Here is a 26286-nt window from a genome sequence, read left to right on the forward strand (position 1 = left end):
TAACCGGCTGTTACAGCCGCAGAATCATGCGCGTGTTGCCGAGCGTGTTCGGCTTGACCCATGGCAGATCCAGGAACTCGGCCGTTCCCGCATCCGGCGAATGCAGCATCTCGCGATAGGTTTCGGTGTCGACGACCTGCTCGTCCACCGCCCGGAATCCGTGGCGCCCGAAGAACTCCGTCTCAAACGTCAGGCAAAACAGGCGCTCGAGGCCGAGCTCGCGCGCATCCACCATGAGCCGCTCGAGCATCGCGTGGCCCACACCCTGCCCCCGCACCGCGGGCGAGGATGCGATCGTTCGCACCTCGCCGAGGTCACGCCAGAGCACGTGCAGCGCACCGCATCCAACCAGGTCGCCGTCCGGAGTCTCTGCGACGACGAATTCCTGTACGGCCTCGTACAGCACGACGAGGCCCTTTCCGAGCAGGATGTTCTGGTCGACCATCGGCTGAATCAGTGCCTGAATGCCGACGACGTCGTCAGTGCGCGCGGGGCGAATCGTGAACTGTGGCATCGAACCAGGGTAGCGCGCGCGTAGAATTACGCACTATGCGTCTCGGAGTCCTCGATGTTGGATCGAACACCATCCACCTGCTCGTCGTCAATGCACGACCCGGAGCAATGCCAGTACCGGAGGCGTCGAAGAAGTCGACCATGCGGCTGATGAAGTACCTCGAGCCGGACGGTTCGATCAGCTCCGAAGGTGTCGAGCACATCATGTCGAAGCTGCACGCCGCCGCCGCGCTGATTGAGGACTTGAACCTCGATGAGCTCATGCCGATGGCGACGTCCGCAATTCGCGAGGCGAAGAACGGACAGAAGCTGCTGAATCGCATCCGCCAGGAGACCGGCATTGAGCTGCAGGTCATGAGCGGTGAAGAGGAGGCGTCGGTAACGTTCCTCGCGGCGCGGCGCTGGTTCGGCTGGTCGGCCGGTCGAATCACCCTCGTGGACATCGGCGGTGGCTCGCTTGAGCTTGCGACCGGCACGAACGAGCTGCCGGAGCTCGCGATGTCGCTGCCGCTCGGGGCCGGGCGTCTGACGAAGCGGTTCCTCTTCGGGGATCCGCCCACGGACGGCGAGATTAAGAAGCTGCGACAGCATGTCCGCCGAACCTTGCCTGCAGCGGTCGAGAAGTTCGGTTCGCTGCCGAACGCCGACCAGTTCGTTGGTTCATCAAAGACGGTGCGATCGTGGGCGCGACTTGCCGGCGCGGTCACGGACGGCGTCGGCCCAGCCGACCGCGTGCGCCTGCGCAAGAAGCAGCTCGACGACTGGGTGCCGCGCCTCGCGGAGATGCCCGCGGCGTCGCGTTCGGCGCTCCCCGGCGTGACGAAGGATCGTTCCTACCAGATCGTCGCGGGCGGCATCGTGCTGTCTGAGGTCATGGATGCGTTCGGGATCGACGAGATGGACGTGTCGCCTTGGGCTATGCGCGAGGGTGTCCTGCTCGACTACCTCGACCGACTCCCCCGCGAGCACCACAAGTAGGGGTTAATCAGTGACCGCGATAGGGGCCGACGAGTCGGTTCGCGGCGAGCAGGATGTGGTGGTCGAGACCGCGCTGTCCCTCCGCCCAATCGTCCCCGAGCAGCTTCGCGAGGCGATCGAGCCGCTGCCGGACGGTGTTCGCGTGCACGTGCAGCATCGTGGCGGTCTTCGCGACGGAATGCGCTGAATCGAGGTAGGCGGATGCCGTGTCGGCGAGGTCGGTGCCGTGCTCTTCGTCGTAGTCGAGCAGCGGCCCGAGCGTGTCGACGATCGCCCGTTTAGTCGGCTCGATCGTCACCTTGGTAAGGAACGCGCCGATCGCCCCGTACGTGTCGAGCGACACGAGCGTGCGCGAATGCCCGGAGTGACGCGCGGCGTCGAGCACGCGCAGCACGAGCGAATACTCTTCCGGCACAATCTCGAGCATATGCAGCGCCGGCGAGTGGCCGACGAGCATCCCACCCCAACCGCGAGCGCCGCGAGCCTCGAACATCTCGCGGATGCGCGCGAACGCACGCTCCGGCATGATGCTCACGAGCTGCCCGTCGAACTCGCCGTAGAGGAGCGAGAGCCCGAAGTCGAGGTCGATGCGGTGCTGGAAGTCGCCGAGCGACGATTCCGAGCCGTCCACCACGACAATCCGGAACGGCTCCCCCTCGGCGATCCCGAGCTCGCGCAGCTGATTGGTCACCGCGATGTTGAGCCCGCCCGCACCAGCGGCGAGGATCTGCGCGATCAGCTCCCGGCGTCGCCGCACGATCGCGTCAAGCTCCCGGTTCTGCGCGCTCAGGAACACGCCGAGCACCCGGGCGCAGCGGCTCAGGATCGCCTCGTCTTGCGCATCCACCTCACCGTCGACCATCACCGCCCCGACCGGAGCCTCGTCCTGGGTCGCCGCCATCACGGTGAACGGCGTGCCGTCACCGCGCGTCGACGTCATCGGCTCGTCGGCGCGCGCTGAGAGCACGACGAGGGGCCGCTCGTTGTCACCAATTTTCGCGACCGCATTGCGCATGTCGTGCCGAACGGTGAGGTCGAGAATCTGCACCTCGCGCCCCATCACGCGGGACATCCCCTCACCGAGCTCCGTGAATCCGCCGCCACGGCCCATCACCGACAGCAATACCTCGTCGATGCGCGCGAGCCGCTGCTCGGCCTCGAGCCCCTCGCGGGCCTCCGCCTCGCTGAGCCGCAGCTGCGTGATCTGCGCGCCCAGCGCATCCAGCCGCGCCGAGTTCTCGATCGCGACTCCAGCGAGGTTCGCGAGCGCCTGCGCGATAAAGAACTGCTCGGTATTGAACGATCCCGGGTAGCGGTTCGCCGCCATCAGCGCGCCGATCACCTGCCCCTCGCTGCGCATCGGCGCCCCGAGAATCGCCCGCACACCCTCGGCCGCGACGATCCGGTCGACGTTCGGGTCGTGCACGAGCGCGGAGTCTGCCCCGTAGTCTGCAGACTGCGCGGCACTGCCGAACTTCGCGACCCGGCCGAGCACGCCCGCCCCGAGCGGCATGCTGAGGGTGCGGTATTCCTCGTTCCAGACGCCGTCGGTCGCGACGATGCTCGTGTACCCCGAACCGTCGGTGCCGTTGAGGCTGATGTAGACCATGTCCGACTGGATCAGCAGGCGGGCGCGCGACACCAACTCCTGGAGCGCATCCGAGTAGTCGCGGATGCGCGTGATCGACGCCGCGAAGTCACTAATTGAGGTGAGCAGCTGCTGTTGTCGCCTTGCCCACTCGACCAGCTGAGCGTGGTCGCCGGTGGGGATTCCCGCATCCATCATGGTGAAAATTCTACGAGTTCTCACAAAGTGTGGAAATCCACACACCCAACTGGCCTTGCTGGCCCGGCATGATTTTTCTCAGCAGCCAGGGAGCGACCACCGCAAAACGGCTCGCATCCACCAAACTTTCCATCAACGGAGATCTCATGACCGCCACCGCAAGCGTTGCCCGCACGATCCGCGGCGCAGTCCTCAACGAAATCGGCGCCGAGGCACCGTACGCGAAGACGCGCCCCATCACGATCGACACGCTGACGCTCGAGGGACCGGGCGAGAACGAGCTCCTCGTTCGCATCGAAGCGGCAAGCATCTGCCACTCCGACCTTTCGGTGGTCAACGGCTCGCGTCCTCGCCCGGTGCCGATGCTGCTCGGCCACGAGGCCGCGGGCATCGTCGAAGAGATCGGCTCGGGCGTCACGGATGTGCAGGTCGGCCAGCGCGTCGTCCTCACCTTCCTGCCCCGTTGCGGCGAGTGCCGCGAATGCAACACCGACGGCAAGCTGCCCTGCTCGAACGGCTCGAAGACCAACGAGGCTGGCACGCTCCTCGACGGCAGCGAGCACCTCCACCGCGGCGACGAAACGGTCAAGCACCACCTCGGGTGCTCGGGCTTCGCGGATTACGCGGTGGTTGACCGCCGCTCGATCGTGCCGGTCGGCGAGGATGTGCCGGCCGACATCGCGGCCGTGCTCGGCTGCGCGGTACTCACGGGCGGCGGAGCGGTGCTCAACGCGGCGAAGGTCACCTCGGAAGACTCGGTCGCCGTCGTCGGACTCGGCGGCGTCGGCATGGCCGCTCTCCTCACCGCGATTGGCATCGAACCGCGCGAGGTGATCGCCGTCGACTCCAACGAGGCCAAGCTCGACCTCGCCCGCGAATGGGGCGCCACCGCGGCGCACACCCCGGCCGAGGCAGTCGAGCAGGGCATCACCGCTGACGTCGTGATCGAGGCGGTCGGGCACCCCCGCGCCTTCGAGACCGCGTTCAAGATGATCGGCTTCGGCGGCACCCTCGTGACGGTAGGACTCCCCGCACCGGGCGCCGAGAGCGCGATCGAGCCGCTCAAGCTCACCGCGCGCGCCCAATCCGTCATCGGCTCCTACCTCGGCTCTGCCGTCCCGAGCCGCGACATCCCCAAGTTTGAACAGCTCTGGCGCGAGGGCAAACTCCCGCTCGAACGCCTGATCAGCGACACCATCACCCTCGACGAAATCAACGAGGGCATGGATGCGCTGGCCGCCGGCACCGTGCTGCGGCAAATCATCCACTTCCCCCACAACGAGGAAGCAACTCCCGCGGCCCACCTCGCCACCGCATCTGCGTAACCCACCGGCTCCTTGAGTAGCGGCGCAGCCGCGTATCGAAAGGAGCGGGCCTCGACAGCCGCACCCCACCCCGCGCATCCACCCCGCCCGCGCATCCACCCACCCCGCGCCCTCCTCGAGTGCGCCCAAAAACCACCAACTCTTCGGTACATCCCAAATTAGAAGGACACTTCATGACTACTCCGCAGCACTTCCGCATCGCAATCCTCGGGTCCGGCTTCAGCGGCCTCGGCATGGCCGCCCAGCTCGTCCGCACCGGCGAAGACAACTTCGTCGTCTTTGAGAAGGCCGACGAGATCGGCGGCGTCTGGCGCGACAACACCTACCCGGGCGCGGCCTGCGACACCCAGGCGCACGTCTACTGCTACAGCTTCTTCCCTCACCTTCGCGTGTCGAAGATGTTCGCCGCCCAGGATGAGATGCTCGGCTACCAGCTGCAAATGAAGGATGCGTTTGGTCTCGACAAGCACATCAAGTACAACTCGGAGATCGTCTCCGCTCGCTGGCTCGAAGAGGATGCACGCTGGCTGCTGACGCTGCGCGGCGGCGAGCAGTACACGGCCGACTTCTTCATCCCCGCGTGGGGCCAGCTCAACGCCCCGAAGGTCCCGGCCTGGGAGGGTCAGGACACGTTCAAGGGCGAGCAGTTCCACTCGGCACACTGGAACCACGACATCGACCTCAAGGGCAAGAAGGTCATCTCGATCGGCTCGGCCGCGTCGGCAGTGCAATACGTGCCGTTCGTCGCGCAGGATGCGGAACACCTCGAGGTCTTCCAGCGCTCGGCGAACTACATCCTGCCCCGCGAGCAGATCACCTTCACCGAGGAGCAGCTCGACGCGTTCGAGCAGGACCCCTCGATCTTCGAGGAGTCGCGCCGCTCGATCCACGAGCTGCGCGAGGCCGGCTTCGAGCGCACCCGCCTCAACACCGACGGCCAGCAGCAGGGCGCGCAGGAGTCGATCGACTACCTCAACTCCGTCATCACCGACCCCGAGCTGCGCGAGAAGCTGACCCCGACCTACGAGTTCGGTTGCAAGCGCATCCTGCGCACCTCGGACTACTACCCGACCTTCCTGCGCGACAACGTGTCGCTCGTGACCGAGGGCATCGACCGCTTCACCGAAAACGGCATCGTCACCGCCGATGGCGTGGAGCACGAGGCCGACGTCATCATCTACGCGACCGGGTTCTACTCGCAGAGCTTCCAGGGCGACCTTGAGATCGTCGGTCGCGACGGCGTCACGCTTGCCCAGCGTTGGGGCACCGAGGATGCCGAGGCGTTCGTCGGTACCTCGGTGGACGGCTTCCCGAACATGTTCCTTATTTACGGCCCGAACACGAACCTGAACCACAACTCGAACATCGCGATGTTTGAGATCCAGCAGGATCACGTGATCGACATGCTGCGTCAGACTTCGGAGCTCGAGGGCGTGTCGGTGGAGATCCGCCGTGACCGCCTCGCGTCGTTCAACGAGGCGCTGCAGGCCGAGATGGAGGGCTCGTCCTTCTCGAGCGACTGCTCGAGCTGGTACAAGAACTCGAAGGGCAAGGTCATCAACAACTGGTCGGGCACCGTCGAGGAGTTCCGCGACTGGGCCGCGAAGTTCAACACCGAGGACTACATCGTGAAGTCCACTGCGCTGGTGACCGCATAATGCAGATCCCACTTTCTCGCGTAGCTGCAGACCAGCGAGGGCTCATCGCGGCGTTTCGCGAGGCCGGCGGCAAGTCGTATCAGGATGCTTCGTCAGTGGCCGAGTCTCGTGCGAACTACGAGCGCTCGTGTGCGGCGAACGGTCTGGCACCGGATGCGGTGGCTCACGTCGAGGATGTTGCGGTTGGTTCGTTCGGGGTGCGGGTTTATGACCCGCGCCCCGCGCGGGCGTCTGCTTCGGCATCGGGTTCGGGTTTGGCTTCGGACTCGGCGGCGGCATCGGCATCGGTATCGACATCGGCATCGGCTCCCGGTTCGGATCGTTCGTTAGGACGCATAGACGGCCCGACCTCGACCGATTCCACGGGTGGTGCCTTCGAGGCTGCGTCCTATCGTGCGGCTGCCGACCCTGTCATCGTGTTCGCGCACGGTGGCGGTTGGGTCATCGGCTCGCTCGAGACGCACGACTCGGTGTGCCGCCGCATCGCGACGCTCACTGGCCTCCCGGTCGTCGCGATTGACTACCGACTCGGCCCCGAGGCCCCGTTCCCAGCTGGCCACGAAGACTGTCGCGATGCGGTGGCCTGGGTTCGGGATGCCGCAGCGGAACGCTCGTGGGACGCGAACCGCATCGTCACGATCGGCGACAGTGCGGGCGGCGGCATCGCCGCGGTGCTCGCGTCGCAGCCTTCGATGCACGTGGCCGACACCACGGTGATCGGCCAGGTGCTGCTGTACCCGATGCTCGATGTCGCCAACGAATCCGCCGGGTTCGCGCGCATCACCGACGGCGTGCCGCTCACCGCGGCGACCATCCGCTGGTTCGTCGAGAACTACGTGCTTGACGAGGCGCTGCGGTCGGACCCCCGTGTCTCGCCGCTGCCCGCAGTCACCGAGGATGGGCCGGCTCAGCCGCCAGCGTGGATCCTCTCGCTCGGGCTCGATCCGCTTGCGGATGAGGCGCTCGAGTACTCACGCCGCTTGGCCCTTGGCGGGACGCACGTCGAACTCGTGCACCTGCCGGACCACGCACACGGCCTGTTCACTTCGGCCGGGAAGATTGCCACCGGCGAGCGGATGCTCGAGCAGGCCGCGGACTTCATCCTCCGCGCCGTCGCCGCCGCGGCTAACGAGGACTCGCTCGCTCGGGCTTCGGCCTAGTCGAGTCAGCCGCCCGCTGCGGCCCGCCTCGCCCCGCAGTCAGCCGCCCACCTCCCGCCGCCGCCCCATTCCCGAGTACCCCCGAGGTTGCGGTTTACCCCTTTGCTGGAAGGGGTAGGCCGCCATTCCGGGGGTATTCGTTTGTTCGTGGGCGCGCTCAGAGCTTGGGCAGGGCTAGTCCCCCGCGAGGTCGATCGGCCCGGTCATTGGCGGCTTCGGAACGTACTTCGGGATGTATCGCCACAACAGGAACCCGCCGCCAAGCCCAATCACACCGAACACACCAGCAGTGAGTGGCAGACTCGCCACAGCCGCGAGCCCCGCAACGATGAACGGTACCGTCGCGCCCGACACGTCCGTGATCGTTCGCCACGCACCAAGGAACGGCGCGGGATCCCCCGGATCAGCGAGGTCCGCACCGAGCGTCATCACGACGCCCGAGCCAACGCCGTTCGACAGCGCGAGCCAGCACGTGATCACGATGAACCAGATGTCGGCGTGCGGCACCTCGAACAGGAACGCCAGCACCAGGAATCCGAGCCCCATGCCCGCCATAGCGGGAACGGCGCTCGCCGCACGACCGAATTTGTCCATGATCCAGCCGCTCGTAAAGAACAGCGCGAAGTCGATCGCACCGCCGATACCGATCACGATGGCGACCATCCCCGCATCCATGCCGATGGCGTGACCCCAAAGGGGCAGCACGACCTGCCGGGCCGACCGCACCATCATCATGGTGCCCGCGCCCGTGCCGAGCGTGAGTAGGACGTTGCGCTTGCGCTGGAACGTCTGCCACATCGGTTCTTTGTCGGGCCGCTCTTCCTTCGCCATGCTGAGCTTGGTGTTCGGCGAGCCGTACTTTTCGATGTCCGGCAGGATCAGTAGCACCACGAACACCAAGAGTGAGCAGGCGATGAATGCGAGGAAGTTGTTCTGCGGATCGCCCGTCAGCGAGATTAGCCACGCGGCGAGGAACGGCCCGACGAACATCCCCGACCGAAATACACCGCCAAGCGAGGACATCGCGCGCGCTCGGTACCGCAGCGGCACGTAGGTAGAGAGGAATGACTGTCGCGCGAGCGCGAACGTGGCCGTCATCAGGCCCTGAATCAGGATGCCGGCGAGGAGCATCCAGGTCGATGTCGCGAAGTACGAGATGGATGCGCCGATGATCGTCGCGAGGGCGGCGATCATCATCGCCTTCTGCTCGCCGAGTTTGCGCACGACGGATGCGGCGGGAAGGTTTCCGATTGCTTGCCCAATGAGCAGCGATCCGGCAATGAAGCCGGCGAACGCGACGTTGGCTCCGAGGGAAGCCGCGACCGCCGGGATCACCGGAACAATGGCGCCCTGCCCGATCGAATAGATAAATGTCGGCAGAAACGCGATCGTCAGCACGCGCGAAAGCGGCGCCTCCCCCTTGCCTTCAGTCATGCGCTCCAGACTACGCCCGCGTCGCGCGGGCGACTGACCGCCAGTACCCGTGACCCGACGCTTAGGACGCAGGGGAGGGCCGCCTCCCTCGAATTTGCCCACACACCGCCCTCACATGCGTCCTAACGAACAGGGCCTCAGCCACAGCCACAAAAAAGTCGCGCCCCCTCTCCCAATTGGGAAAGGGGGCGCGACTTCAGCTAGTCAGACCTAGTTGTCGAGATCCTGCGTCGTGGCGCTGCCCTCGGCGATGCCAGCCACGCCAGCCTCAGGCTTCGTGTCGATAACGCCCTCGGCGTTCACGTACCCGGAACCCGCACCGACACGCTGGCGCTCCTTGCGCTGAATGTCGAACTGGAATTCCTTGCCGTCGTAGTCGACCTCAACGTGGTCGCCACCGCGGAGCTCACCGCGAAGGATGTACTCCGACAGCTGGTCCTCGACCTCGTGCTGCATCGCGCGGCGAAGCGGACGCGCACCGAGTGCGGGGTCGTAACCAACCTTGATGAGCTGCTCCTTGGCGGGCTGCGACAGCTTCACCGTCATGTCCTGGTCGAGCATGCGCTCGGCGAGACGCTTGGTGAAGAGGTCCACGATCTGCAGGAGTTCCTTCGGCGAGAGCTGCGGGAATACGATCGTGTCGTCGACACGGTTGAGGAACTCGGGCTTGAAGTGCTTCTTGAGCTCTTCGTTGACTTTTGCCTTCATCCGCTCGTAGGACGTACCGGTGTCGCCCTCGATCTGGAAGCCAACCGGGCCACCCGAGATGTCCTTCGTACCGAGGTTGGTCGTCATGATGATGACGGTGTTCTTGAAGTCGACGACGCGACCCTGACCGTCAGTCAATCGGCCCTCTTCGAGGATCTGCAGCAGCGAGTTGAAGATGTCCGGGTGGGCCTTCTCGATCTCGTCGAAGAGCACGACCGAGAACGGCTTCCGGCGCACCTTCTCGGTGAGCTGGCCGCCATCCTCGAATCCGACGAATCCCGGAGGGGCACCGAACAGACGCGACACCGTGTGCTTCTCACCGAACTCGGACATATCGAGGGTGATCAGCGCCGACTCGTCGTCGAACAGGAACTCAGCCAGGGCCTTCGCGAGCTCGGTCTTACCGACACCGGTCGGACCAGCGAAGATGAACGAGCCGGATGGGCGGTTCGGGTCCTTGAGGCCAGCGCGCGTTCGGCGGATGGTCTTGGACAGTGCGGAAACAGCCTCTTCCTGGCCGATGACGCGCTCGTGCAGCGCATCCTCCATGAAGACGAGACGCGCGGTCTCTTCCTCGGTGAGCTTGAACACCGGGATGCCGGTCGCTTGGGCGAGCACCTCGGCAATGAGCCCCGCATCCACGGTGCCGGTCGCCTTGACGTCGCCAGCCTTCCACTGCTTCTCGAGGCGAAGTCGCTCACCGAGCAGCTTCTTCTCGTCGTCGCGCAGGGATGCGGCCTTCTCGAAGTCCTGGAGGTCGATCGCCTCTTCCTTGTCGCTCCGAACCTTGGCGATCTTCTCGTCAAGCTCGCGCAACTCCGGCGGCGAGGACAGCACCGACAGGCGCAGGCGCGCGCCAGCCTCGTCGATCAGGTCGATGGCCTTGTCGGGCAGGTGGCGGTCCGAAACGTAGCGATCCGACAGGTTGACCGCGGCGACGATCGCGTCGTCGGTGATGGTCACCTTGTGGAAGGCCTCGTACTTGTCACGCAGGCCCTTGAGGATGTTGATCGAGTGCGCTGCCGAAGGCTCATCTACGAGGATGGGCTGGAAGCGTCGCTCGAGCGCGGCATCCTTCTCGAAGTGCTTCTTGTACTCGTCAAGGGTGGTCGCACCGATCGTCTGCATCTCGCCGCGCGAGAGCATCGGCTTCAGGATGTTCGCGGCGTCGATCGCGCCCTCGGCCGAGCCAGCGCCCACCAGGGTGTGGATCTCGTCGATGAAGACGATGATGTCGCCGCGAGTCTTGATCTCCTTGGTGACCTTCTTGAGGCGTTCCTCGAAGTCACCGCGGTAGCGCGAGCCAGCGATGAGCGAGCCGAGGTCGAGGCTGTAGAGCTGCTTGTCCTTCAGCGTCTCGGGCACCTCGCCGTTGACGATCGCCTGCGCGAGGCCCTCAACCACGGCGGTCTTACCGACACCGGGCTCACCGATCAGCACCGGGTTGTTCTTCGTGCGACGCGACAGAATCTGCATCACGCGCTCGATTTCCTTCTCGCGCCCGATCACCGGGTCGAGCTTGTTGTCGCGCGCGAGCTGCGTGAAGTTCTCACCAAACTGGTCGAGCACGGCCGAACCAGTCGGGCTTGCGCCGCTAGTGCCCTCGGGTCCGGCGGCAACGGGCTCCTTGCCCTGGTAGCCGGCGAGCAGCTGGATGACCTGCTGGCGCACCGAGTTGAGGTCGGCGCCGAGCTTCACGAGGACCTGGGCAGCGACGCCCTCGCCCTCGCGAATCAGGCCGAGCAGGATGTGCTCCGTGCCGATGTAGTTGTGGCCGAGCTGCAGCGCCTCGCGCAGCGAAAGCTCGAGCACCTTCTTGGCACGCGGAGTAAAGGGAATGTGGCCATTGGGCTTCTGTTGCCCCTTGCCAATGATGTCCTGCACCTGATCGCGCACTGCCTCGAGCGAAATGCCGAGCGACTCAAGCGCCTTCGCCGCAACGCCATCGCCCTCGTGAATGAGGCCGAGCAGCAGGTGCTCGGTGCCGATGTAGTTGTGGTTTAGGAGCTTTGCCTCTTCCTGGGCGAGCACGATCACGCGTCGGGCGCGGTCGGTAAAGCGTTCAAACATGCGGATCTCTCCTTCGGGCTGGTTCCGGCGCCAGTGCTACACCGGTGGCCAGGTTGCTTTCGAGAGTACTTGCCGGGCCCCTGAAATCTCGCCCCTGTTCGCCCTGGGCGTGAGTCGGTTAGATAACAGCGAATTCTCGGCCGCTGGATGCATCCAGCACGTGGATGCGCGGCTACGGCGCCTGGGGATCAGTCGCCTCAGAAGAGTCGCCGGAGGTCTCGTCAGGATGCGCTTGATGGCTCTTATCCGACGGCTTCTTACAGGTTGGATCAGCGTCAAAGCGCGCCGAGGCTGCGTGCTCTTCCCAGACACCATTCAGTGCCGTAGCGAGCTCGGGCCACGTCGAATCGGCCTCGAATTTGCAGCCGTGGACCGAGAAATCGAGCTGGAAGTTCCCGCCATCGTTCAGTGGGTTAGCAAGCACGCGGACGCTGTAGTCGAGGGAGCCTGCAGTCTCAAGCAGCGCCACGAGGTCCACGAGGTGCGTCCACGCTTCCGTGTTCTCAAACACGGCTGCCGCGTCACCGCTGCCAACGCCATCCATCGCGTCGTCGAAGACCGCGATGCGGATCTGCAGCGGGGTGTCGTGCCCCGCATCCCGTATGACCTCGACGTTGGCAAGGCCATCGACCTCCGCAAAGTGATTGCCCGCGGTGACCGCATACGACAGCTCAGTCGTCGACGGGAACGACGGCTCAGCGTACTCGCCCTTGGTTTGTGGGGCGAGGTTGAGGAAGTCCCACTGACCGCCCGGCGCGCCAGGATCCTTGATGGCCGCGAGCCCGTCGATCAGGCTGCGCAGCGATTCCTCCGTGATGTCCGGCGGCAGGTCCACGAGCACATACCGCGGCGGCTGCTCGGTCGTCTTCGCCGCACCGACCGTCCCCTTCGCCGGAACGTTGTTGGTCGACGTGTAGGTGCGCATCTGCACCGAGTTCACGCCGGTGCGAACCAGGCCGAGCCAATAGCCCAATTGATCCTGAACCTGCTCGGTAGTGAGCCCATTGAAGTACGCATATACCGACTCGTCGAGTCGGATCGCAGGCCCCGTGGGTACGTAGCCGTGTTCTTCGGCCGTCGGGATGAAGTTGGCGACAGCCGAACCGATCTCGGCCAGCGCCGCGGGCTCGACGTCGTCAACGAGCTGGACATTGAGGCTCACGGATGAAGTTTGTTCGCTCGCATTCAGGTCGACTTGTTGGACACCCGGGAGCGCCTGAAGTTGAGCTGTGTAGGTGTCGAACTCGGTGACCTGCGTCTCGGTCTGTGGGCTGGCGGATGCGCAGCCTGAGGTTCCGAGGATGAGGACGAGAGAGATCGCGAAGGCGACGCTGACCACTACTTGCCGCAAGACCAACCCTCCCTCGACGACTGTCTGGGCACGTGATTCGTGCCCCACAATCACCCAAGGGTAGGAGTGCAATCCCGACGATTACTGATGTTTTCCCGAAGGCTCACAGGGTATTCGGATAGCGGACGCGACAGAAAGGGCGCCGGCGCAGCACCGGGCAGTCGCTACTCGCCTTCGGCGGTCCTCGTCTTATCGGCGGCACGCTCCGCGGCGAAGCGTGCGCGCTCCTCGCCTTCCACGTTCGCGCGCTCGCGGCGGACCTTACGGTCACCGTTAATCGCGGCGTAGATGATCAGGCCAAAGAGGATGCCGATGATGATCGTCGGCGTCACCGACCAGAGGGCGTTGAGCCACCATTCTTGCGTCATGATCGTTCAAGTCTACCGGCTGGCCTAATTCTGCAACCGGGACTCCCAGGTTCTCAGCACTCCCCTACTTCACGAGCGGTACGAGCGTCGTCACATGATTGGCGATGTTCGCGAACGCGAGGTGGATCCCGATAACCAGTGCGGATAAGGCCTTTACGTTTGCCTGTCCGGTCCGTCCATCTCGTCTGCCTCGTGCATCAGCTCGTTTGGCCCGTCTAACTGGTATGCCGCATCGTCTGACGTGTCCACCTGGCCAGCCTCGACATTCGACGTGGCCGATCGGAGTTCTTCGAATTCGTCAGCGAAATCGTCCGGGTCATGAACTTTGCGCCGATGCTTATTCATCTTCAGATAGAGAAGTATCTCCCGCAGAACCCGATCCCACTCGTAGAAGACCTCGGCCGCGGTGAATCGCAGCACAATGTAGCCCAGCGCATGCAAAATTCGGTCTCGACGACGGTCGGCGAGGACCTGCTCCTTAGTTCGGTGGTACTCCACACCGTCGACTTCGATCACAAGCGAGGTACCGATCAAGCCATCGACATGCATCTTGCTAATTGGTACTTGCACCTTCAGGTTGATGCCTCGCGAGGACAACCGCGCGCGCAACAGTGATTCCGCGCCCGACTGCGACTCGCTGTCGAGCATCGCGAATGCCCGACGCAGCTTGGAGGTGCCAAGTTTGGCGATCTCTTTGAGGGTGCTCATCGCCACGCCCAGCTGCAGGGCGGAGTCACCGATCGCGACGAGTTCATCCCAGGTGCAATCCGCTTCGGCGACGAGGATCGCGGTAGGAATCTCGTCTAGCGGCTGGCGGCGCAGCTGACGCCCGTTACCTCGTCCCCGGGGGTGATCGGTGTAGGAGTCCGGCACTGAATTCGGAAGCACACGTACCGACACAGATTTTGCTGTCTTGCGGCGAAACGGATGGCACACGTGCTTGCGGTCAACGTTGCGGGTGACACGGATGTTGAGCTTGGGGTTGCGGTGGCGCGATGGGAGCCACACACCCCATTGTTTGAGCGCGCTGAGGCCAGAAACCACACCGTTGAGCGCTCGCGCGGTGCCATAGTCGCTCAGCGTCCCCATCACGGCATAGCGTCCACGCGAGATGCGGCGGATGAGTTTGTTCTTGAGCGCGCGGCGGATCGTCGTAAACGCAATGCCCGCACCCAAAAGGTCTGCAGTCGTCAAGACCCCGTGGCCGGTGGCAAAGATCGTGTCCCAGTCCATACCGTCATGGTGGATCTCTTCCGGTCCGGTTGCTCTCGCGTCATCCGTACCTGTGGATCACTCGAGTTTCACACCCGGATCACGCGCCACCGGACAACCCCACCGTTCGCGCCGCACCTTAGGACGCACGTCAGGCAACGTGATCGCCGATTCCGCGAGGGTCGAGTCTGGCGTGCGCCCTAACGCGACTGAAGGCCCGCAACAGACCTCGCGCCCACCTACCTCGGCCAATCCCCACGCCAAAGCGGGGCCCGCTACCCTACTTCACGAGTGGGAAGAGCACCGTCTCACGAATGCCGAGCCCGGTCAGTGCCATCAGTAGGCGGTCGATGCCCATGCCCATGCCACCGGCAGGCGGCATACCGTATTCGAGGGCCGTGAGGAAGTCCTCGTCGAGGTGCATCGCCTCGACGTCGCCGCGGTCCGACTCACGCGCCTGCTCCACGAACCGCTCACGCTGATCGATCGGGTCGATGAGCTCCGAATAGCCGGTGGCCAGCTCGAAGCCTCGAACGTAGAGGTCCCACTTCTCGACAACGCCAGGCTTCGAGCGGTGAGCAGCGGTCAGCGGCGACGTCTCCATCGGGAAGTCGACGACAAACACCGGCTTCTCGAGCTCGCCCTTGACGAAGTGCTCCCACAACTCCTCGACGAGCTTTCCGTGGTTCGGCAGCTTCACTTCGACGCCTTCGCGGTCAGCGAGGGCCTGCAGCTCCTCGACCGAAGTCGAAGGCGTGACCTCGACGCCTGACTTTTCCGACAGGGATTCGTACATCGAGATGCGCGGCCAGTCGCCACCGAGGTCGAACTGCGTGCCATCGGCCCAGGTCACCACGGCCGAGCCGTCTTCCGACACCGCGCGCGCCGCGTTCTGCACGAGCTGCTGGGTCAGGTCCGCGATCGAGTTGTAGTCGCCGTACGCCTGATACGCCTCGAGCATCGCGAACTCCGGCGAGTGCGTCGAGTCCGCGCCCTCGTTTCGGAAATTTCGGTTGATCTCAAACACGCGGTCGAGCCCGCCGACCAACGCGCGCTTGAGGTACAGCTCCGGCGCGATGCGCAGGAACAGGTCAGTGTCGAACGCGTTCGAGTGCGTCGAGAACGGGCGGGCTGCCGCGCCGCCGTGCAGCGTCTGCAGCATCGGTGTCTCGACCTCGAGGAAGCCGTTTTCCGCAAACGTCTGGCGGAGCGAAGCATTCGCGAGCGCACGAGTCTGCACCATCTGGCGCGCGGCCGGCCGGTTAATGAGGTCGAGGTAGCGCTGACGCACGCGCGTCTCCTCATTCAGCTCGGTGTGGAGGTTCGGCAGCGGACGCAGCGCCTTCGACGCCATCTTCCACTCGGTCGCCATGATCGACAGCTCACCGCGGCGCGAGGTGATCACCTCGCCCTGCACGAAGATCTGGTCGCCGAGGTCGACGAATTCCTTCCACTGCGCGAGCGACTCTTCGCCAACCTCGGCAAGCGAGATCATCGCCTGGATGCGACCATCCCCATCCTGCAATGCAGCGAAGCAGAGCTTGCCCGTGTTTCGAAGGTGCACGATTCGGCCCGCGACGCCAACGATGTCACCGGTCTTGACGTCCGCCTCAAGACCCTGATGCGACTCGACAACGTCAGCGATTTTCGCCGTAATGGGCAGCTCGAGGGGGTAGGGCGCGAGCCCCGCCTCGATCATGCGCTCGCGCTTGTCGAGACGCACCTGCTTCTGTTCCGAAATTTCGGATTCGGTAAGCGGTTCGTGCTGCTCGGGCGTGTTCGCCATTACGGCTCCTTGCGAGGTCGTCGGGTTCGGAAGAGGAATGGATGCAGCCGACAGCTAGAACGTGACCTGTCGGTTGTCGAGGAGTCGGGTCTGACCAATTCGTGCGGCGGTGAGCGCGAGCGCAACGCCGTGGAATTCCTCGGTGATCGGCGCGAAAGTGGCGGCGTCAACGAGTTCTAAGTAGTCCATGCTAGCCAATGGTTCGGCCTCGTAGATTTCACGCCCTGCCGCGAGCGCCGCCGAAACGCCCTCGCCAGACGCAGCGGCCACCGCCACCAGTGCCCGAGACAAGGTCAGCGCAGCCTCGCGGTCTTCCGCCGAGAGGTACGTGTTGCGGCTCGAGCGCGCGAGCCCGTCCTCCTCGCGCACGATGGGCACGGCGACGATCTCGAGCGGGAAGCTGAGGTCACGCACCATTCGGCGCACGAGCGCGAGCTGCTGCGCATCCTTTTCGCCGAACACCGCAAAATCGGGCTCGACGATGTTGAACAGCTTCGCGACCACCGTGAGGACACCGTCGAAGTGCGACGGGCGGAACTCGCCTTCGAGGATGCGCCCGGCATCGCCCGCGGACACGATCGTGAGGTGCTCGAGGTCCGGGTACATCTCCTCGACAGATGGAGCGAAGACGTAGTCGACGCCCTCTTCCTCGAGGATCGCGAGGTCCGCCTCGAACGGACGGGGGTACTTGTCGAAGTCTTCGTTCGGCCCGAACTGCAGCGGGTTGACGAACAGCGAGACGACCACGATGTCCGCCTGCTCTCGTGCGAGGCGAATCAGTGCGCGATGCCCATCGTGCAGCGCGCCCATCGTCGGAACAAGTGCGAGCTTTCGCTCGACCACAGGGATGCGTCCGGCAACAATCCTGCCGCTGGCCTTTTGCGCCCCGCGAATGGGCGCGAGCGCCTCTTTCGTTTCGGCGATGGTCTGCAAAATTTGAGTCACGCGAAAAGACTAGCGAGTCGCCGCACGTTAGGACGCAGGCCAGCCGCAGGCGACCCACGAACGGGCAGTGGTCGGTCCTGACCTGCGTCCTAACGAACGCAGTGGCGGCCTAATCCTCCGAGAGCGGCAGCCCCGCGTCGCCGAACGGCGGCTCTGGCGTCGGGCTCGCGTCGATCAGGGCGTTATCCGCCGCCGAGCGCACGAGGCTCGAGAGCACGAACCCCGGCTGTTCGACCCCAATCCCCGCGAGCAGTGACGTCGCCTGCTTCACGATCGACCGGGTGAATGACGTCGCCGTCGTGATCGCCTCCGCGTAGGTCCCGCGGTTCTCTTCCGCGATCACGACCGGTTCGGCACCGAGCTCCACTACGAGCGCCTGCGCGATCGGCAGCACCGGGCGGGGCGCCGTCACGGCGCACCAGCCCTCGCGAAGTCGCGTGAGATCCAGCGATGTGCCCGTCACATCGATGGCCGGATGGATCGCCAACGGGATCGCGCCCTTGTCGAGCGCCGCCCCGAGCACGCCCGTCCCGAACTCGGCCACGTTGTGCATCACGAGCTGCCCCGGCACCCACATGCCAGCGTCGGTCAGCTCCGCGACACGGGCCGCAAGCGTCTCCGCTGGCTCGGCAAGAATCACGAGCTCGCTGCGCTCGATCACCTGCGCGTCGGTCAGTCGCTGCAGCCCTGGCAGTAGGGCTTCCGCGCGTTCGTACGCGGAGGGGTCCGGAATCGACGCGCCGATAATCGCGTGCCCGGCGCCCGCAAGTCCGCGTGCAAGTACCGGCCCGGCCGGATCATTACCGACGATCCCGATGCCGAGTCGTCCGTCTCGTTGGCTCATTCGCGCTATTTTATCGGCGGCAGCGGCGGCATGCCACGTCCGTCGCGCGGCGCGTTCGGCTGGCCGCCTTGCTGCGACGGGTCTGGTGTACCGCCGGGCGTAGGTTGGCCGGGCGCCGTCTGGCCCGGCGGCACCTGGCCAGGCGCCGTTTGCCCCGGCCCCATCTGACCAGGCGCAGCACCTGGCTGCCCCGGCGTCGCCGGTCCAACCCGCGTAGGCCCAGCCCCGGCCCCGCGCCCACGCGCCGCGGCCTGGTCGCGCATCCACGCGGCCTCGGCATCGAGCATGCGTTGCGAGTACGGGTCGATCCGCTCGCCCCGCCGAGCCGCATCCTCTGCTGCCATACGAGCCGTGTTCAGCGTCGTGCGCGCCTGCGCCTCGTTCCAGCGGTGCGAGGTATCTGCCGCCGCCTGCCGCACCGCGAGCCCCTCCAACGAATCGAAGAGCGAGACCGAAGTCGTTGCATCCACCGCCGGAAGCCGCGTCGTCACCGCGTTGCCGACCGTGTTGAGCCACAGCGATACGACGTTCGCGGCACGCTCGAGCGGGCTCGAGTGCAGCGTCACCGACTGGATCCGCTCCCCCGGCACCAGCGCGACGCGACGAGTCAGCCACCCCTTGCGGAGGTACACGACGCCGCGATCGATCGCGTAGCCGAGGCTCCGCCACTGCACCGGGTGCAGCCACCAGGACCTCGAGGGCGCCGGCACGAACGCATCCTGCCGCCCCTTCGCCATCGCCGTGCTCAGGATCCGCACGGTCTGCGGGCTCATGTGCATCGGCAGCACGAGCGCAAGCACGCGCTGCACTTCGTCCCACGTGCCAACCGGAAGAATCACCTGTCGACGCTGGTTCGAGTTCTGCTCATTGTTGTCGTCGCTCGCGCTCCCCATGAGGTCGGCGCGGTCGATTTTCACCTCGTACCACTTGAACGGTCGCCAGATCCACGGCTGCCGCACCTGTACCGCGTGGATGCGCCCGGGCGGCACGGTGTCGCTCATCTGGCTGAGCGCACCTCGACCGACCCGAATCCCGTCGGGCGTGCCCGCGATCGTGTAGTTCATGGAAGAGATGAGCGTGGAAAGTGACGCCATCCCGCCAAAAATGAGCGAGAGCACGACGAAACCGAGGAGAAACAGTAGTCCCGTGATGTAGGCGATGAACACCCTCTCTCCGGTCTCACCGGCAATCAGCAGCGAAATCGGGATAAGCGCGATCACACCGACGACGAACAGGACGATTCCGGCGAACGCGACGGTCAGGAAGGTCGCGCCCGCGATCCGCCCCGCTGAAACCCGCACGACGGCAGGTTCGGGCGCGGTCCCGGCCGGAAGTTCGGGATTCGAAAAGTCCTCGACCGCCGCGTCAATGTAATCGCCGAGCGTGCGTGCACGGCGTCGCGGCGCGGGCGTGGCCCCACCCGGCGCGCCCGGGGCACTTCCGCCTACCGGCACCGCAGGACCTTGCCCACCGGCAGGGCCGACTGGATGCGCCGGCCCGCTCTCGTAGGCCTCGCGGCGTTCTGCCTGCTTGTTTCGCTTCGCGCCGGATGCACGGCGCAAGATTTCGGCGCGCAGCCGCTCGGCCTCGTCTTTGCCGAGGTATTGGAGCTTGATGTCGGCGTCCTTACCAGCACCGCTGGTCTCGAGAATTGTGAGTCCGAGTGCCCGTGCAAACAACGGGCGATTGAGGTTCACCGACTGCAGCCGATCAAGCCTCGCCTGTCGGTTCGCCTTGCCGATCACACCGCTGCGCATCTCGAACACCTCGGGAGTCAGGCGGAAGTACTTGTTCCGATAGACCATGACCGAGCCGACAATCGACAACCCAATAATGACGAGCACGAGGATCCCTGCGATCAGCAGTATGAGACCGATCGACTCGCCGCCACCGCGCTCGACGATTCTCGCCAAGCTGCTGACGAATATCCAGAAAATCGCGAACAAGGCACCGAGCAGACCGGCGATCATCCCGACCCACGGCGTGAACTTGTGCAGCCGATGCCACTCACCGTCAGCGAGGTTCCGAACCGGTCCGCCAGATGACGGTTGCGAAGGTTGCTGCATCGGTGGTTGCTGCCTGGGATGCTGCTGCCAATGCGGCGGTACCTGACCTTGCGGGTGATAGCCAGGCTGCCCCGGCTGCTGATACTGGCCGGGCCCCTGCCCATTCCAGCCCTGCGGCGGATTCTGCTGCGTCATTAAAGACCTGCCCGGCGGGTCTCGGCCACGCGGATGAGGTGGTCACGCAATCCGTTCGCTTCTTCGAGCGGCAGCCCGGGAATCGCAAGTCCGGTGGATGCGGCGGCGGTGACCATCTTCAGGCTCGCGAGCCCGAGCATCCGCTCGATCGGGCCTCGGCTGATGTCGACGAGCTGGAGGCGACCGTAAGGCACGGCAACCATGCGGCTCCACCAAATGCCCTGGCGGTAGACGATGTCGTCTTCACGCAGGGCGTAACCAATCGCGCGCGTACGAATGACCACGAAGAAGATCTGTGAGGCGAAGATCACCGCGGGAATCGCGCCGAACAGCCACCACCAGCCGTCATCCGGGATAAAGCTAAGCCCAACGGCGACGGCGATAAAGAAGAGAGTCGTGATCGCGTAGTTGATAGCTCCGAGCGTCGCGTACTTGCTCGAGACGCGGCGCCATTGGATGTTCGGATGGTCGATAGCGCTCATTATTCTCCCGGTTACGTGCGTGAACGCTGCCTAAGTGTAGGCGAGGGGCCACACCCCGAACTGACTTCTCCGACGCCAGTTGTAGCGCGGTTCATCCGCCCGACCAGACCAAATACGCCCCGCATGACAACTGGGAATGGGCCGTTGCTAGAATGAATCGCTATTGAGCCTGAGTGGCGCGTCTGCTGCACACCAGGCTTCCCGCCCGCGACAGCGCGCCGGTTCCACCGGGGTGTTCCTCAGTTCGCGGGGCGCATTATGGAAGGATTGCGCTAGATATTGAAGACCTTCGCTGAGCCCGCATCCATGTTGGCCGCGTCTAAGGACGGTGACATCTCGTGAGCGATCAGCCCACAACACAAGCAGCGTCATCCCCAGGTGGCGTGACGGCGGCCGCGGCTCTCCCTCTCGCCACGAACCCGCACTCCAAGCATGAGGAGAAGGAATTCGAGAGCCTTAAGGACTCCGCCTTCGCTCAAACCGTCCGCAGGACGCGCGGCGACCTCAGCGACCTCCGCACGGTCAGCGGTCGCCCGCCCCTGGGCCGATACATCAAGCAGCTCGTTGATCGTCGCCACTTCATCTGGTGGGACTCGAAGAGCAGGGTCTCGACCGCGAACGTCGAAGACCGACTCGGGTCGTTCTGGCTGATCCTTCGCCCCCTGCTGGATGCGATGTTCTACTGGCTCATCTTCGGCCTCCTGCTCAACATGAGCCGCGGGATGTCGAACTACATTGCGTTCGTCATCATCGGTGTGTTCATGTTCCAGAGCACCTCATCGGCAATCAATGCCGGCACGAAGGTGATCTCGTCGAACAAATCGATGATTCGTGCGTTCCAGTTCCCGCGTGCGGCACTGCCGCTGGCGGTGCTCGTGCGCGAGTTTCTCCAGCGCATCCCCGCGATTTTCGTGATGATCGCGATCATCATGGTGATCCCGCCGCACGAGCTGCCGACCACCGCGTGGTTGCTGTTCCCGGTCATCCTCTTGATTCAGCTGTGCATGGACTTCGGCCTGCTGCTTGTCTTCTCGCGACTTGGGGTAATGCTGCCCGACCTCTCAAAGGCCGTTCCGTTCGCGACGCGTCTGCTGATGTATGGCTCGGGCGTGATCTTCCCGATCGATCGCTTCGTCAACCACCCGACGTTGATGGCGATTATCGAGCTGAATCCGATTTACGTGGTGCTCGACATGTACCGACTGGTGTTGATCGATGGCGTGGTCCCGCCGACGCACCACTGGATCGTGCTGTGCTCGTGGGCCTTCGGCCTGCTGATCGTTGGTTTCTTGTTCTTCTGGCAGGGAGAGGAGTCGTACTCACGTGAGCGAACCTACTGATACGTCTCAGGTCGAAGTGGTCGAAAACGAGGAAGGCGATCTTCTCCCTCCCCCGGAGAAGGTCGACGTCACGGATGCGGAGGTGACCGTATTCGCAGCCGACGTTCACATGGACTATCGGGTCACCCTCGACGCCGACAAGAACTCGAAGCGCGGCAAGCTGCAAATCGGCAAAGCCCGTACGACGTTCCACGCCTTGCGCGGCGTCTCGCTGTACGCCTGCGAGGGCGAGTTCGTCGGCTTGCTTGGCCGCAATGGATCCGGCAAGAGCACATTCCTGCGAGTCCTCGCGGGTCTCGAGACGCCCACCTCCGGCACCGTCATGGCCACCGCCAAGCCGCAGCTGCTCGGCGTCAGCGCGGCGCTCCTGCCGAATCTCTCCGGTCTCGAAAACATCCGGCTCGGGTTGCTCGCGATGGGAATGTCGCCGGAAGAGGCCGAAGCCCGTCGTGATCGCATCGTCGAGTTCGCTGACATCGGTGACTCCATCCGGATGCCGATGCGCACCTACTCGTCCGGTATGGGCGCGCGCCTGCGCTTCGCAATCTCAGTGGCCGCCGACCCGGAGATTATCATGATCGACGAGGCGCTCGCCACGGGCGACGCAGCATTCCTCGAGCGATCTCAGCTCGCGATGCGTCAGCTCATGACTCGTTCGGGCACCGGCTTCCTTGTAAGCCACTCTGCTGGCACGATCGAGAGCATGTGCAGCCGTGCGGTGTGGATGGACCAGGGCCAGGTCGTTGCGGATGGCGAGCCAAGCGAGGTGTTGCGCCAGTATCAGCGTTTCGCAAAGGCGCTCGCCAAGGGCCGTCCCGAAGGCGCGGCCAAGATTCGACGCGAGCAGCGCGAGGCGCTCGAGGCCCGCAATTTCCTGCCGGGTAACCACTAACACGACCCTACAAAGCGGCCGGGTAAGTCAGGATACTGACTCACCCGGCCGCTTTGTTGTCCAAGCCGGAGGCTATCGCTTGAGACCGTCGTCGAACTCAGGGATGCGGTTGCCCACGCCGAGTAGTTCGGCGATCGCGGAGAGTGTGCGTTCCGCCGCCTTGCCGTCACCGTAAGGGTTCACGGCGTTCGCCATTGCGTCATACGCCGCCTGGTCGGTCAGGAGCTCCGTGACGTCGTCGAAAATACGTTGCTCGTCGGTGCCGATGAGTCGGACGGTACCCGCCTCGACCGCCTCGGGACGCTCGGTGTTCTCACGCATTACAAGCACGGGCTTACCGAGCGAGGGTGCCTCTTCCTGGACCCCACCAGAGTCGGTGAGCACAACGGTCGCGAGGTTCAGCGCGTGGGTGAACTCCCCGTACGGCATGGGCTCGGTGACAATGACGTTCTCGAGCCCGTCGAGATACGGGAGCACGGCTTCCCGAACGGCCGGGTTCTTGTGCGCGGGGAGCAGGAACAGCACGTCGGGCTGAGTCTCAGCGAGACGCTTGATCGCACGACCCACACCGTGCATCGCTTCGCCCTGGTTCTCGCGGCGGTGCGTCGTAATGACCACGAGCTTGCGGCCTTCGTTAACCTGGCGCTCAACGTCAATAAGAGCCGCGTCGCTGAACGGCACGTCGAGCTCGACGACATCCAGCAGCGCGTCAATCACCGTATTACCGGTGACGTAGACGTCCTTCACGTCGACAGCTTCGCGGAGCAGATTTGCGCGACTCACCGAGGTGGGCGCGAGGTGCAGGGAGGAAATCTGCGAGGTCATCTTTCGGTTCGCCTCTTCGGGGAACGGCGAGAAGATGTCGAAACTGCGCAGACCCGCTTCCGCGTGAACGACAGGAATCCCCCGGTAGAACGCGGCAATGCCCGCCGCGGTGGACGTGGTGGTGTCGCCCTGGACGATCACGGCGTCGGGCTTTTCGGACTCGAGCACCTCGTCGAGACCCGAAATCGTCTTTGCCATGACGGCGTTGAGGGTCTGGCGGGGCGCGATGATATTGAGGTCGAAATCCGGAGTGATTCCGAAAAGCTCATTAACTTGGTCAAGCATTTCGCGGTGCTGACCCGTCACGGTGACGACGCATTCGAACTCTGAGGAAGCCTCCAATGCCTTGACGATCGGGGCCATCTTGATGGCTTCCGGACGCGTGCCGTAAATCGGCATGATTTTCTTCAAGATTCTCCTTGGACAGGTCGACGAGCGTGAAGGACGCCACGTGGCAGGGTGATCGTCCGCGCCGAACAAGCGATTTTCACATGAGATCACAACGCACACCAGTAGGCGTCACAGGTGTTGTCGCAATTTCAACACCGAGTTCACACTACCAAGATGAACGGCATTCATAAGTTGGGCATCAATTTGTCATCGCTTGACGCGCGGAATCCAGTCGCCTTCGAGCCACTGCACGGCGAGCACCAACCGCCATGTAATGAGCTGTAGCCAACGCGGGCTCTTGTCCGCGGGGGCAAGCCCGCGCGCGCTCTTTTCACCGACTGTCGCGGATTCTTCGACTATTTGGACGATTTCCGGGTCAAGGTTGCGACGCAAGGTGCGCCACTGGATGTGTGATGTCACGTATTTCGCGGCGCTCGAGATTGGTGCGGTTACGAACTCCCTGTCCGTAATGCGTTCCGCCGCGCTCTGGTCCACGGTGCCGGTATACGGCTGTGGCTTCGCACTGCGTTCCTCGAAGTAGTCATCTGAGATCCCAGGCACCGGACCGGAAGCTTCGAATCGAAATCGGCCATTATTGGCGAGCGGCACACGCAGCGATTCGGGCCACACCGCTTCGACTGCTAAGTAGGCCGAAATCTGCCGCATCCGGCTGAACGGCGGCAACTCATCGGCGACCGCGGTCACCTCTGAATCGACATACGGGTAGAAGATTTCCGAGTCACGATCTAGCTGTATGGCATGTGGCTGCAGGTATCGGCTCGAACGAATGTCACGCCCCCACATGTAGAGAATCTCGAGGTTCGTGAACGCGGGAACACTGGCCGCCCAGCGCTCCACCTCGCCTCTTACTTTGGCGTTGAGGGTAGGCGTCAAGACGTCATCGTTGCGACTGTCGAGTAGTCGCCACGTAGCCTCGAGGGCGTTGTCGGCCGTCCGTTCCAGCACTCCTTTAAACAAGGGCCATTGACCGGCAGCCAGAGACTCCCCTTGATGAATTGGGTCGCTCACCGCATATGGTGACACGAGTGCCTCGGAAGGGATGAATCCCTGTGACTCTCGGATGCTTGCGCGCATTGACTCAACGATGCTCGTGGGGTCAATGAGTTCGGGAGTCTTCACCTTCAGTTCGACGCCAGCTAAGGCCGCGAGTTGCGAGGCGACCATCACCTCTTCGCTGTTGGCGTCGCCTTGACACACCGCGGTGATTTTCGTGGCCGTGGATTCCTTGAGCAGCCCCAGGAGCAGGCGGCTATCAATACCACCGCTGAGCCGCAGCTGGATCTCCTCGCGAGGTTGCGCGTCCAAGAGCCGCGTGACGGCTGCCCGGAGGGCAGCAACGAGCTCGTCCGCCCCAGTTCGGCGCGGGTCCTCCCGCTCTTGCAGGTTTGTTTGCGGCGCGGTGGGCGCCGCTATCAGTTGGACCTTTCCGCGTGCGACCGACAAGGAGGTCCGTGGTGGCAGCGCCATAACTCCCGCAAACGGCGTATGACCGCTGACAGAGAACCCAAAATTGAGGTACTCCAGAAGATATTCTCGAGACACCTTGATGCGTCGACGCGAATTCGCCGCGAGGGCGATGGCGATCACGAGCGGTCGATTCGAGACATAGACAAAGTCTGCGTCTTCCGCATAGTGAATCGCTTCGAGGGTCGGAGCGGTGTTCCAAGCGACGATGCGGTCGGTGCTCTTATCACCACGGATGGCGGCGTATGAACCATACGAACTGTCGTCGAGTCGAATTGTGCCCGCCCGCGTCGTCGAGCCGTTGAGCAGTCGACTCGCTGTCTTGGGCGCAGATGCCGCAACCCAACGGCCCGACTTCAATACGAGTGAATCGTCGATCCCATCCGGATTCCAGCGGAGAAGAGTCCCGCCATCAGTCGAGATTCCCGCAAACGCAGTCGCCTTGGTCGAATACCGTTTTCCCAAATACTGCGGATACGTGCGCTCGCTAGCCCGCACCACAGCAGCAATTCTTCGCTCCGCACGTGCAGATT

General features: G+C 64.1%; 20 protein-coding genes. 6 read left to right on the plus strand and 14 right to left on the minus strand.

Annotated elements, in window-relative coordinates; translation table 11 throughout:
• Nucleotides 1-10 precede the first annotated feature (10 nt).
• On the minus strand, nucleotides 11-514 hold the full coding sequence (locus GMOLON4_RS09950) for an amino-acid N-acetyltransferase (RefSeq protein WP_026936424.1): 504 nt from the start codon (nucleotides 512-514) through the stop codon (nucleotides 11-13).
• 35 nt (nucleotides 515-549) lie between these two features.
• On the opposite strand from GMOLON4_RS09950, the gene GMOLON4_RS09955 reads away from it, so the two are divergent.
• Nucleotides 550-1491: a Ppx/GppA phosphatase family protein gene (locus GMOLON4_RS09955; protein WP_026936423.1), complete on the plus strand. Its 942-nt coding sequence runs from the start codon at nucleotides 550-552 to the stop codon at nucleotides 1489-1491.
• Nucleotides 1492-1498: 7 nt separating this feature from the next.
• Here GMOLON4_RS09955 and GMOLON4_RS09960 read toward each other — a convergent pair whose 3' ends face one another.
• Nucleotides 1499-3277, minus strand: coding sequence for a helix-turn-helix domain-containing protein (locus GMOLON4_RS09960; RefSeq protein WP_035732273.1), 1779 nt, complete (start codon nucleotides 3275-3277; stop codon nucleotides 1499-1501).
• A gap of 146 nt (nucleotides 3278-3423) precedes the next feature.
• Here GMOLON4_RS09960 and GMOLON4_RS09965 point away from each other — a divergent pair, with 146 nt between their 5' ends.
• The 3 genes from GMOLON4_RS09965 (at nucleotide 3424) to GMOLON4_RS09975 (ending at nucleotide 7420) form a co-directional block, all read left to right on the plus strand.
• The gene (locus GMOLON4_RS09965) at nucleotides 3424-4602 is read left to right on the plus strand and encodes an alcohol dehydrogenase catalytic domain-containing protein (protein WP_026936421.1); all 1179 of its coding nucleotides are present in this window, start codon (nucleotides 3424-3426) and stop codon (nucleotides 4600-4602) included.
• Nucleotides 4603-4775: 173 nt separating this feature from the next.
• Nucleotides 4776-6260 carry a flavin-containing monooxygenase gene (locus GMOLON4_RS09970; protein WP_026936420.1) on the plus strand — a complete coding sequence of 495 codons (1485 nt, stop codon included), beginning with the start codon at nucleotides 4776-4778 and terminating at the stop codon, nucleotides 6258-6260.
• Nucleotides 6260-7420, plus strand: coding sequence for an alpha/beta hydrolase (locus GMOLON4_RS09975; protein ID WP_035732271.1), 1161 nt, complete (start codon nucleotides 6260-6262; stop codon nucleotides 7418-7420). Before GMOLON4_RS09970 ends, GMOLON4_RS09975 begins: the two co-directional genes overlap by 1 nt.
• Nucleotides 7421-7594: 174 nt before the next feature.
• Here the strand turns inward: GMOLON4_RS09975 and GMOLON4_RS09980 are convergent, their stop codons facing one another.
• The 10 genes from GMOLON4_RS09980 to GMOLON4_RS10025 all read right to left on the minus strand — a co-directional run bounded on the left by GMOLON4_RS09980 (nucleotide 7595) and on the right by GMOLON4_RS10025 (nucleotide 20821).
• Nucleotides 7595-8854, minus strand: a complete 1260-nt coding sequence (locus GMOLON4_RS09980) for an MFS transporter (RefSeq protein ID WP_051266504.1) — start codon at nucleotides 8852-8854, stop codon at nucleotides 7595-7597.
• Between the two features lie 210 nt (nucleotides 8855-9064).
• Complete coding sequence (locus tag GMOLON4_RS09985; RefSeq protein ID WP_051266500.1) at nucleotides 9065-11632, minus strand: ATP-dependent Clp protease ATP-binding subunit; 2568 nt, start codon at nucleotides 11630-11632, stop codon at nucleotides 9065-9067.
• Nucleotides 11633-11804: 172 nt separating this feature from the next.
• A complete protein-coding gene (locus tag GMOLON4_RS09990) occupies nucleotides 11805-12983 on the minus strand; it encodes a hypothetical protein (protein ID WP_146137557.1) in 1179 nt (392 codons plus the stop codon).
• A 164-nt stretch (nucleotides 12984-13147) separates the two neighbouring features.
• Complete coding sequence (locus GMOLON4_RS09995; protein WP_035732269.1) at nucleotides 13148-13351, minus strand: hypothetical protein; 204 nt, start codon at nucleotides 13349-13351, stop codon at nucleotides 13148-13150.
• A gap of 153 nt (nucleotides 13352-13504) precedes the next feature.
• A complete protein-coding gene (locus GMOLON4_RS10000) occupies nucleotides 13505-14584 on the minus strand; it encodes a type IV toxin-antitoxin system AbiEi family antitoxin domain-containing protein (RefSeq protein ID WP_026936417.1) in 1080 nt (359 codons plus the stop codon).
• A gap of 259 nt (nucleotides 14585-14843) precedes the next feature.
• Nucleotides 14844-16349, minus strand: a complete 1506-nt coding sequence (gene lysS / locus GMOLON4_RS10005; protein ID WP_026936416.1) for a lysine--tRNA ligase — start codon at nucleotides 16347-16349, stop codon at nucleotides 14844-14846.
• Between the two features lie 54 nt (nucleotides 16350-16403).
• The gene (panC, locus tag GMOLON4_RS10010; protein ID WP_026936415.1) at nucleotides 16404-17294 is read right to left on the minus strand and encodes a pantoate--beta-alanine ligase; all 891 of its coding nucleotides are present in this window, start codon (nucleotides 17292-17294) and stop codon (nucleotides 16404-16406) included.
• A gap of 109 nt (nucleotides 17295-17403) precedes the next feature.
• Entirely contained in the window at nucleotides 17404-18138 is a 735-nt protein-coding gene (locus GMOLON4_RS10015) for a Rossmann-like and DUF2520 domain-containing protein (protein ID WP_026936414.1), read from the minus strand.
• A gap of 5 nt (nucleotides 18139-18143) precedes the next feature.
• Nucleotides 18144-20339: a PH domain-containing protein gene (locus tag GMOLON4_RS10020; RefSeq protein ID WP_084147395.1), complete on the minus strand. Its 2196-nt coding sequence runs from the start codon at nucleotides 20337-20339 to the stop codon at nucleotides 18144-18146.
• On the minus strand, nucleotides 20339-20821 hold the full coding sequence (locus GMOLON4_RS10025; protein WP_035732267.1) for a PH domain-containing protein: 483 nt from the start codon (nucleotides 20819-20821) through the stop codon (nucleotides 20339-20341). The genes GMOLON4_RS10020 and GMOLON4_RS10025 overlap by 1 nt, the downstream gene beginning before the upstream one ends.
• 338 nt (nucleotides 20822-21159) lie before the next feature.
• Between GMOLON4_RS10025 and GMOLON4_RS10030 the strand changes: the two genes are divergently transcribed.
• The gene (locus GMOLON4_RS10030) at nucleotides 21160-22161 is read left to right on the plus strand and encodes an ABC transporter permease (RefSeq protein ID WP_146137558.1); all 1002 of its coding nucleotides are present in this window, start codon (nucleotides 21160-21162) and stop codon (nucleotides 22159-22161) included.
• Complete coding sequence (locus GMOLON4_RS10035; RefSeq protein WP_051266496.1) at nucleotides 22145-23053, plus strand: ABC transporter ATP-binding protein; 909 nt, start codon at nucleotides 22145-22147, stop codon at nucleotides 23051-23053. The genes GMOLON4_RS10030 and GMOLON4_RS10035 overlap by 17 nt, the downstream gene beginning before the upstream one ends.
• 72 nt (nucleotides 23054-23125) lie before the next feature.
• Here the strand turns inward: GMOLON4_RS10035 and wecB are convergent, their stop codons facing one another.
• The gene (gene wecB, locus GMOLON4_RS10040; RefSeq protein WP_026936411.1) at nucleotides 23126-24289 is read right to left on the minus strand and encodes a non-hydrolyzing UDP-N-acetylglucosamine 2-epimerase; all 1164 of its coding nucleotides are present in this window, start codon (nucleotides 24287-24289) and stop codon (nucleotides 23126-23128) included.
• Between the two features lie 186 nt (nucleotides 24290-24475).
• Nucleotides 24476-26254, minus strand: coding sequence for an asparagine synthetase B family protein (locus GMOLON4_RS10045; RefSeq protein ID WP_169516486.1), 1779 nt, complete (start codon nucleotides 26252-26254; stop codon nucleotides 24476-24478).
• Nucleotides 26255-26286: the final 32 nt, after the last annotated feature.

The organism is Gulosibacter molinativorax, assembly GCF_003010915.2.
GTDB classification, from domain to species: Bacteria; Actinomycetota; Actinomycetes; order Actinomycetales; family Microbacteriaceae; genus Gulosibacter; species Gulosibacter molinativorax.

Excerpts from the sequence above, each read along its gene's own strand:
- GMOLON4_RS09950 (WP_026936424.1), bottom strand. The coding sequence starts at position 514 with ATGCCACAGTTCACGATTCGCCCCGCGCGCACTGACGACGTCGTCGGC.
- GMOLON4_RS09955 (WP_026936423.1), top strand. The coding sequence starts at position 550 with ATGCGTCTCGGAGTCCTCGATGTTGGATCGAACACCATCCACCTGCTC.
- GMOLON4_RS09960 (WP_035732273.1), bottom strand. The coding sequence starts at position 3,277 with ATGATGGATGCGGGAATCCCCACCGGCGACCACGCTCAGCTGGTCGAG.
- GMOLON4_RS09965 (WP_026936421.1), top strand. The coding sequence starts at position 3,424 with ATGACCGCCACCGCAAGCGTTGCCCGCACGATCCGCGGCGCAGTCCTC.
- GMOLON4_RS09970 (WP_026936420.1), top strand. The coding sequence starts at position 4,776 with ATGACTACTCCGCAGCACTTCCGCATCGCAATCCTCGGGTCCGGCTTC.
- GMOLON4_RS09975 (WP_035732271.1), top strand. The coding sequence starts at position 6,260 with ATGCAGATCCCACTTTCTCGCGTAGCTGCAGACCAGCGAGGGCTCATC.
- GMOLON4_RS09980 (WP_051266504.1), bottom strand. The coding sequence starts at position 8,854 with ATGACTGAAGGCAAGGGGGAGGCGCCGCTTTCGCGCGTGCTGACGATC.
- GMOLON4_RS09985 (WP_051266500.1), bottom strand. The coding sequence starts at position 11,632 with ATGTTTGAACGCTTTACCGACCGCGCCCGACGCGTGATCGTGCTCGCC.
- GMOLON4_RS09995 (WP_035732269.1), bottom strand. The coding sequence starts at position 13,351 with ATGACGCAAGAATGGTGGCTCAACGCCCTCTGGTCGGTGACGCCGACG.
- GMOLON4_RS10000 (WP_026936417.1), bottom strand. The coding sequence starts at position 14,584 with ATGGACTGGGACACGATCTTTGCCACCGGCCACGGGGTCTTGACGACT.
- lysS (WP_026936416.1), bottom strand. The coding sequence starts at position 16,349 with ATGGCGAACACGCCCGAGCAGCACGAACCGCTTACCGAATCCGAAATT.
- GMOLON4_RS10015 (WP_026936414.1), bottom strand. The coding sequence starts at position 18,138 with ATGAGCCAACGAGACGGACGACTCGGCATCGGGATCGTCGGTAATGAT.
- GMOLON4_RS10020 (WP_084147395.1), bottom strand. The coding sequence starts at position 20,339 with ATGACGCAGCAGAATCCGCCGCAGGGCTGGAATGGGCAGGGGCCCGGC.
- GMOLON4_RS10025 (WP_035732267.1), bottom strand. The coding sequence starts at position 20,821 with ATGAGCGCTATCGACCATCCGAACATCCAATGGCGCCGCGTCTCGAGC.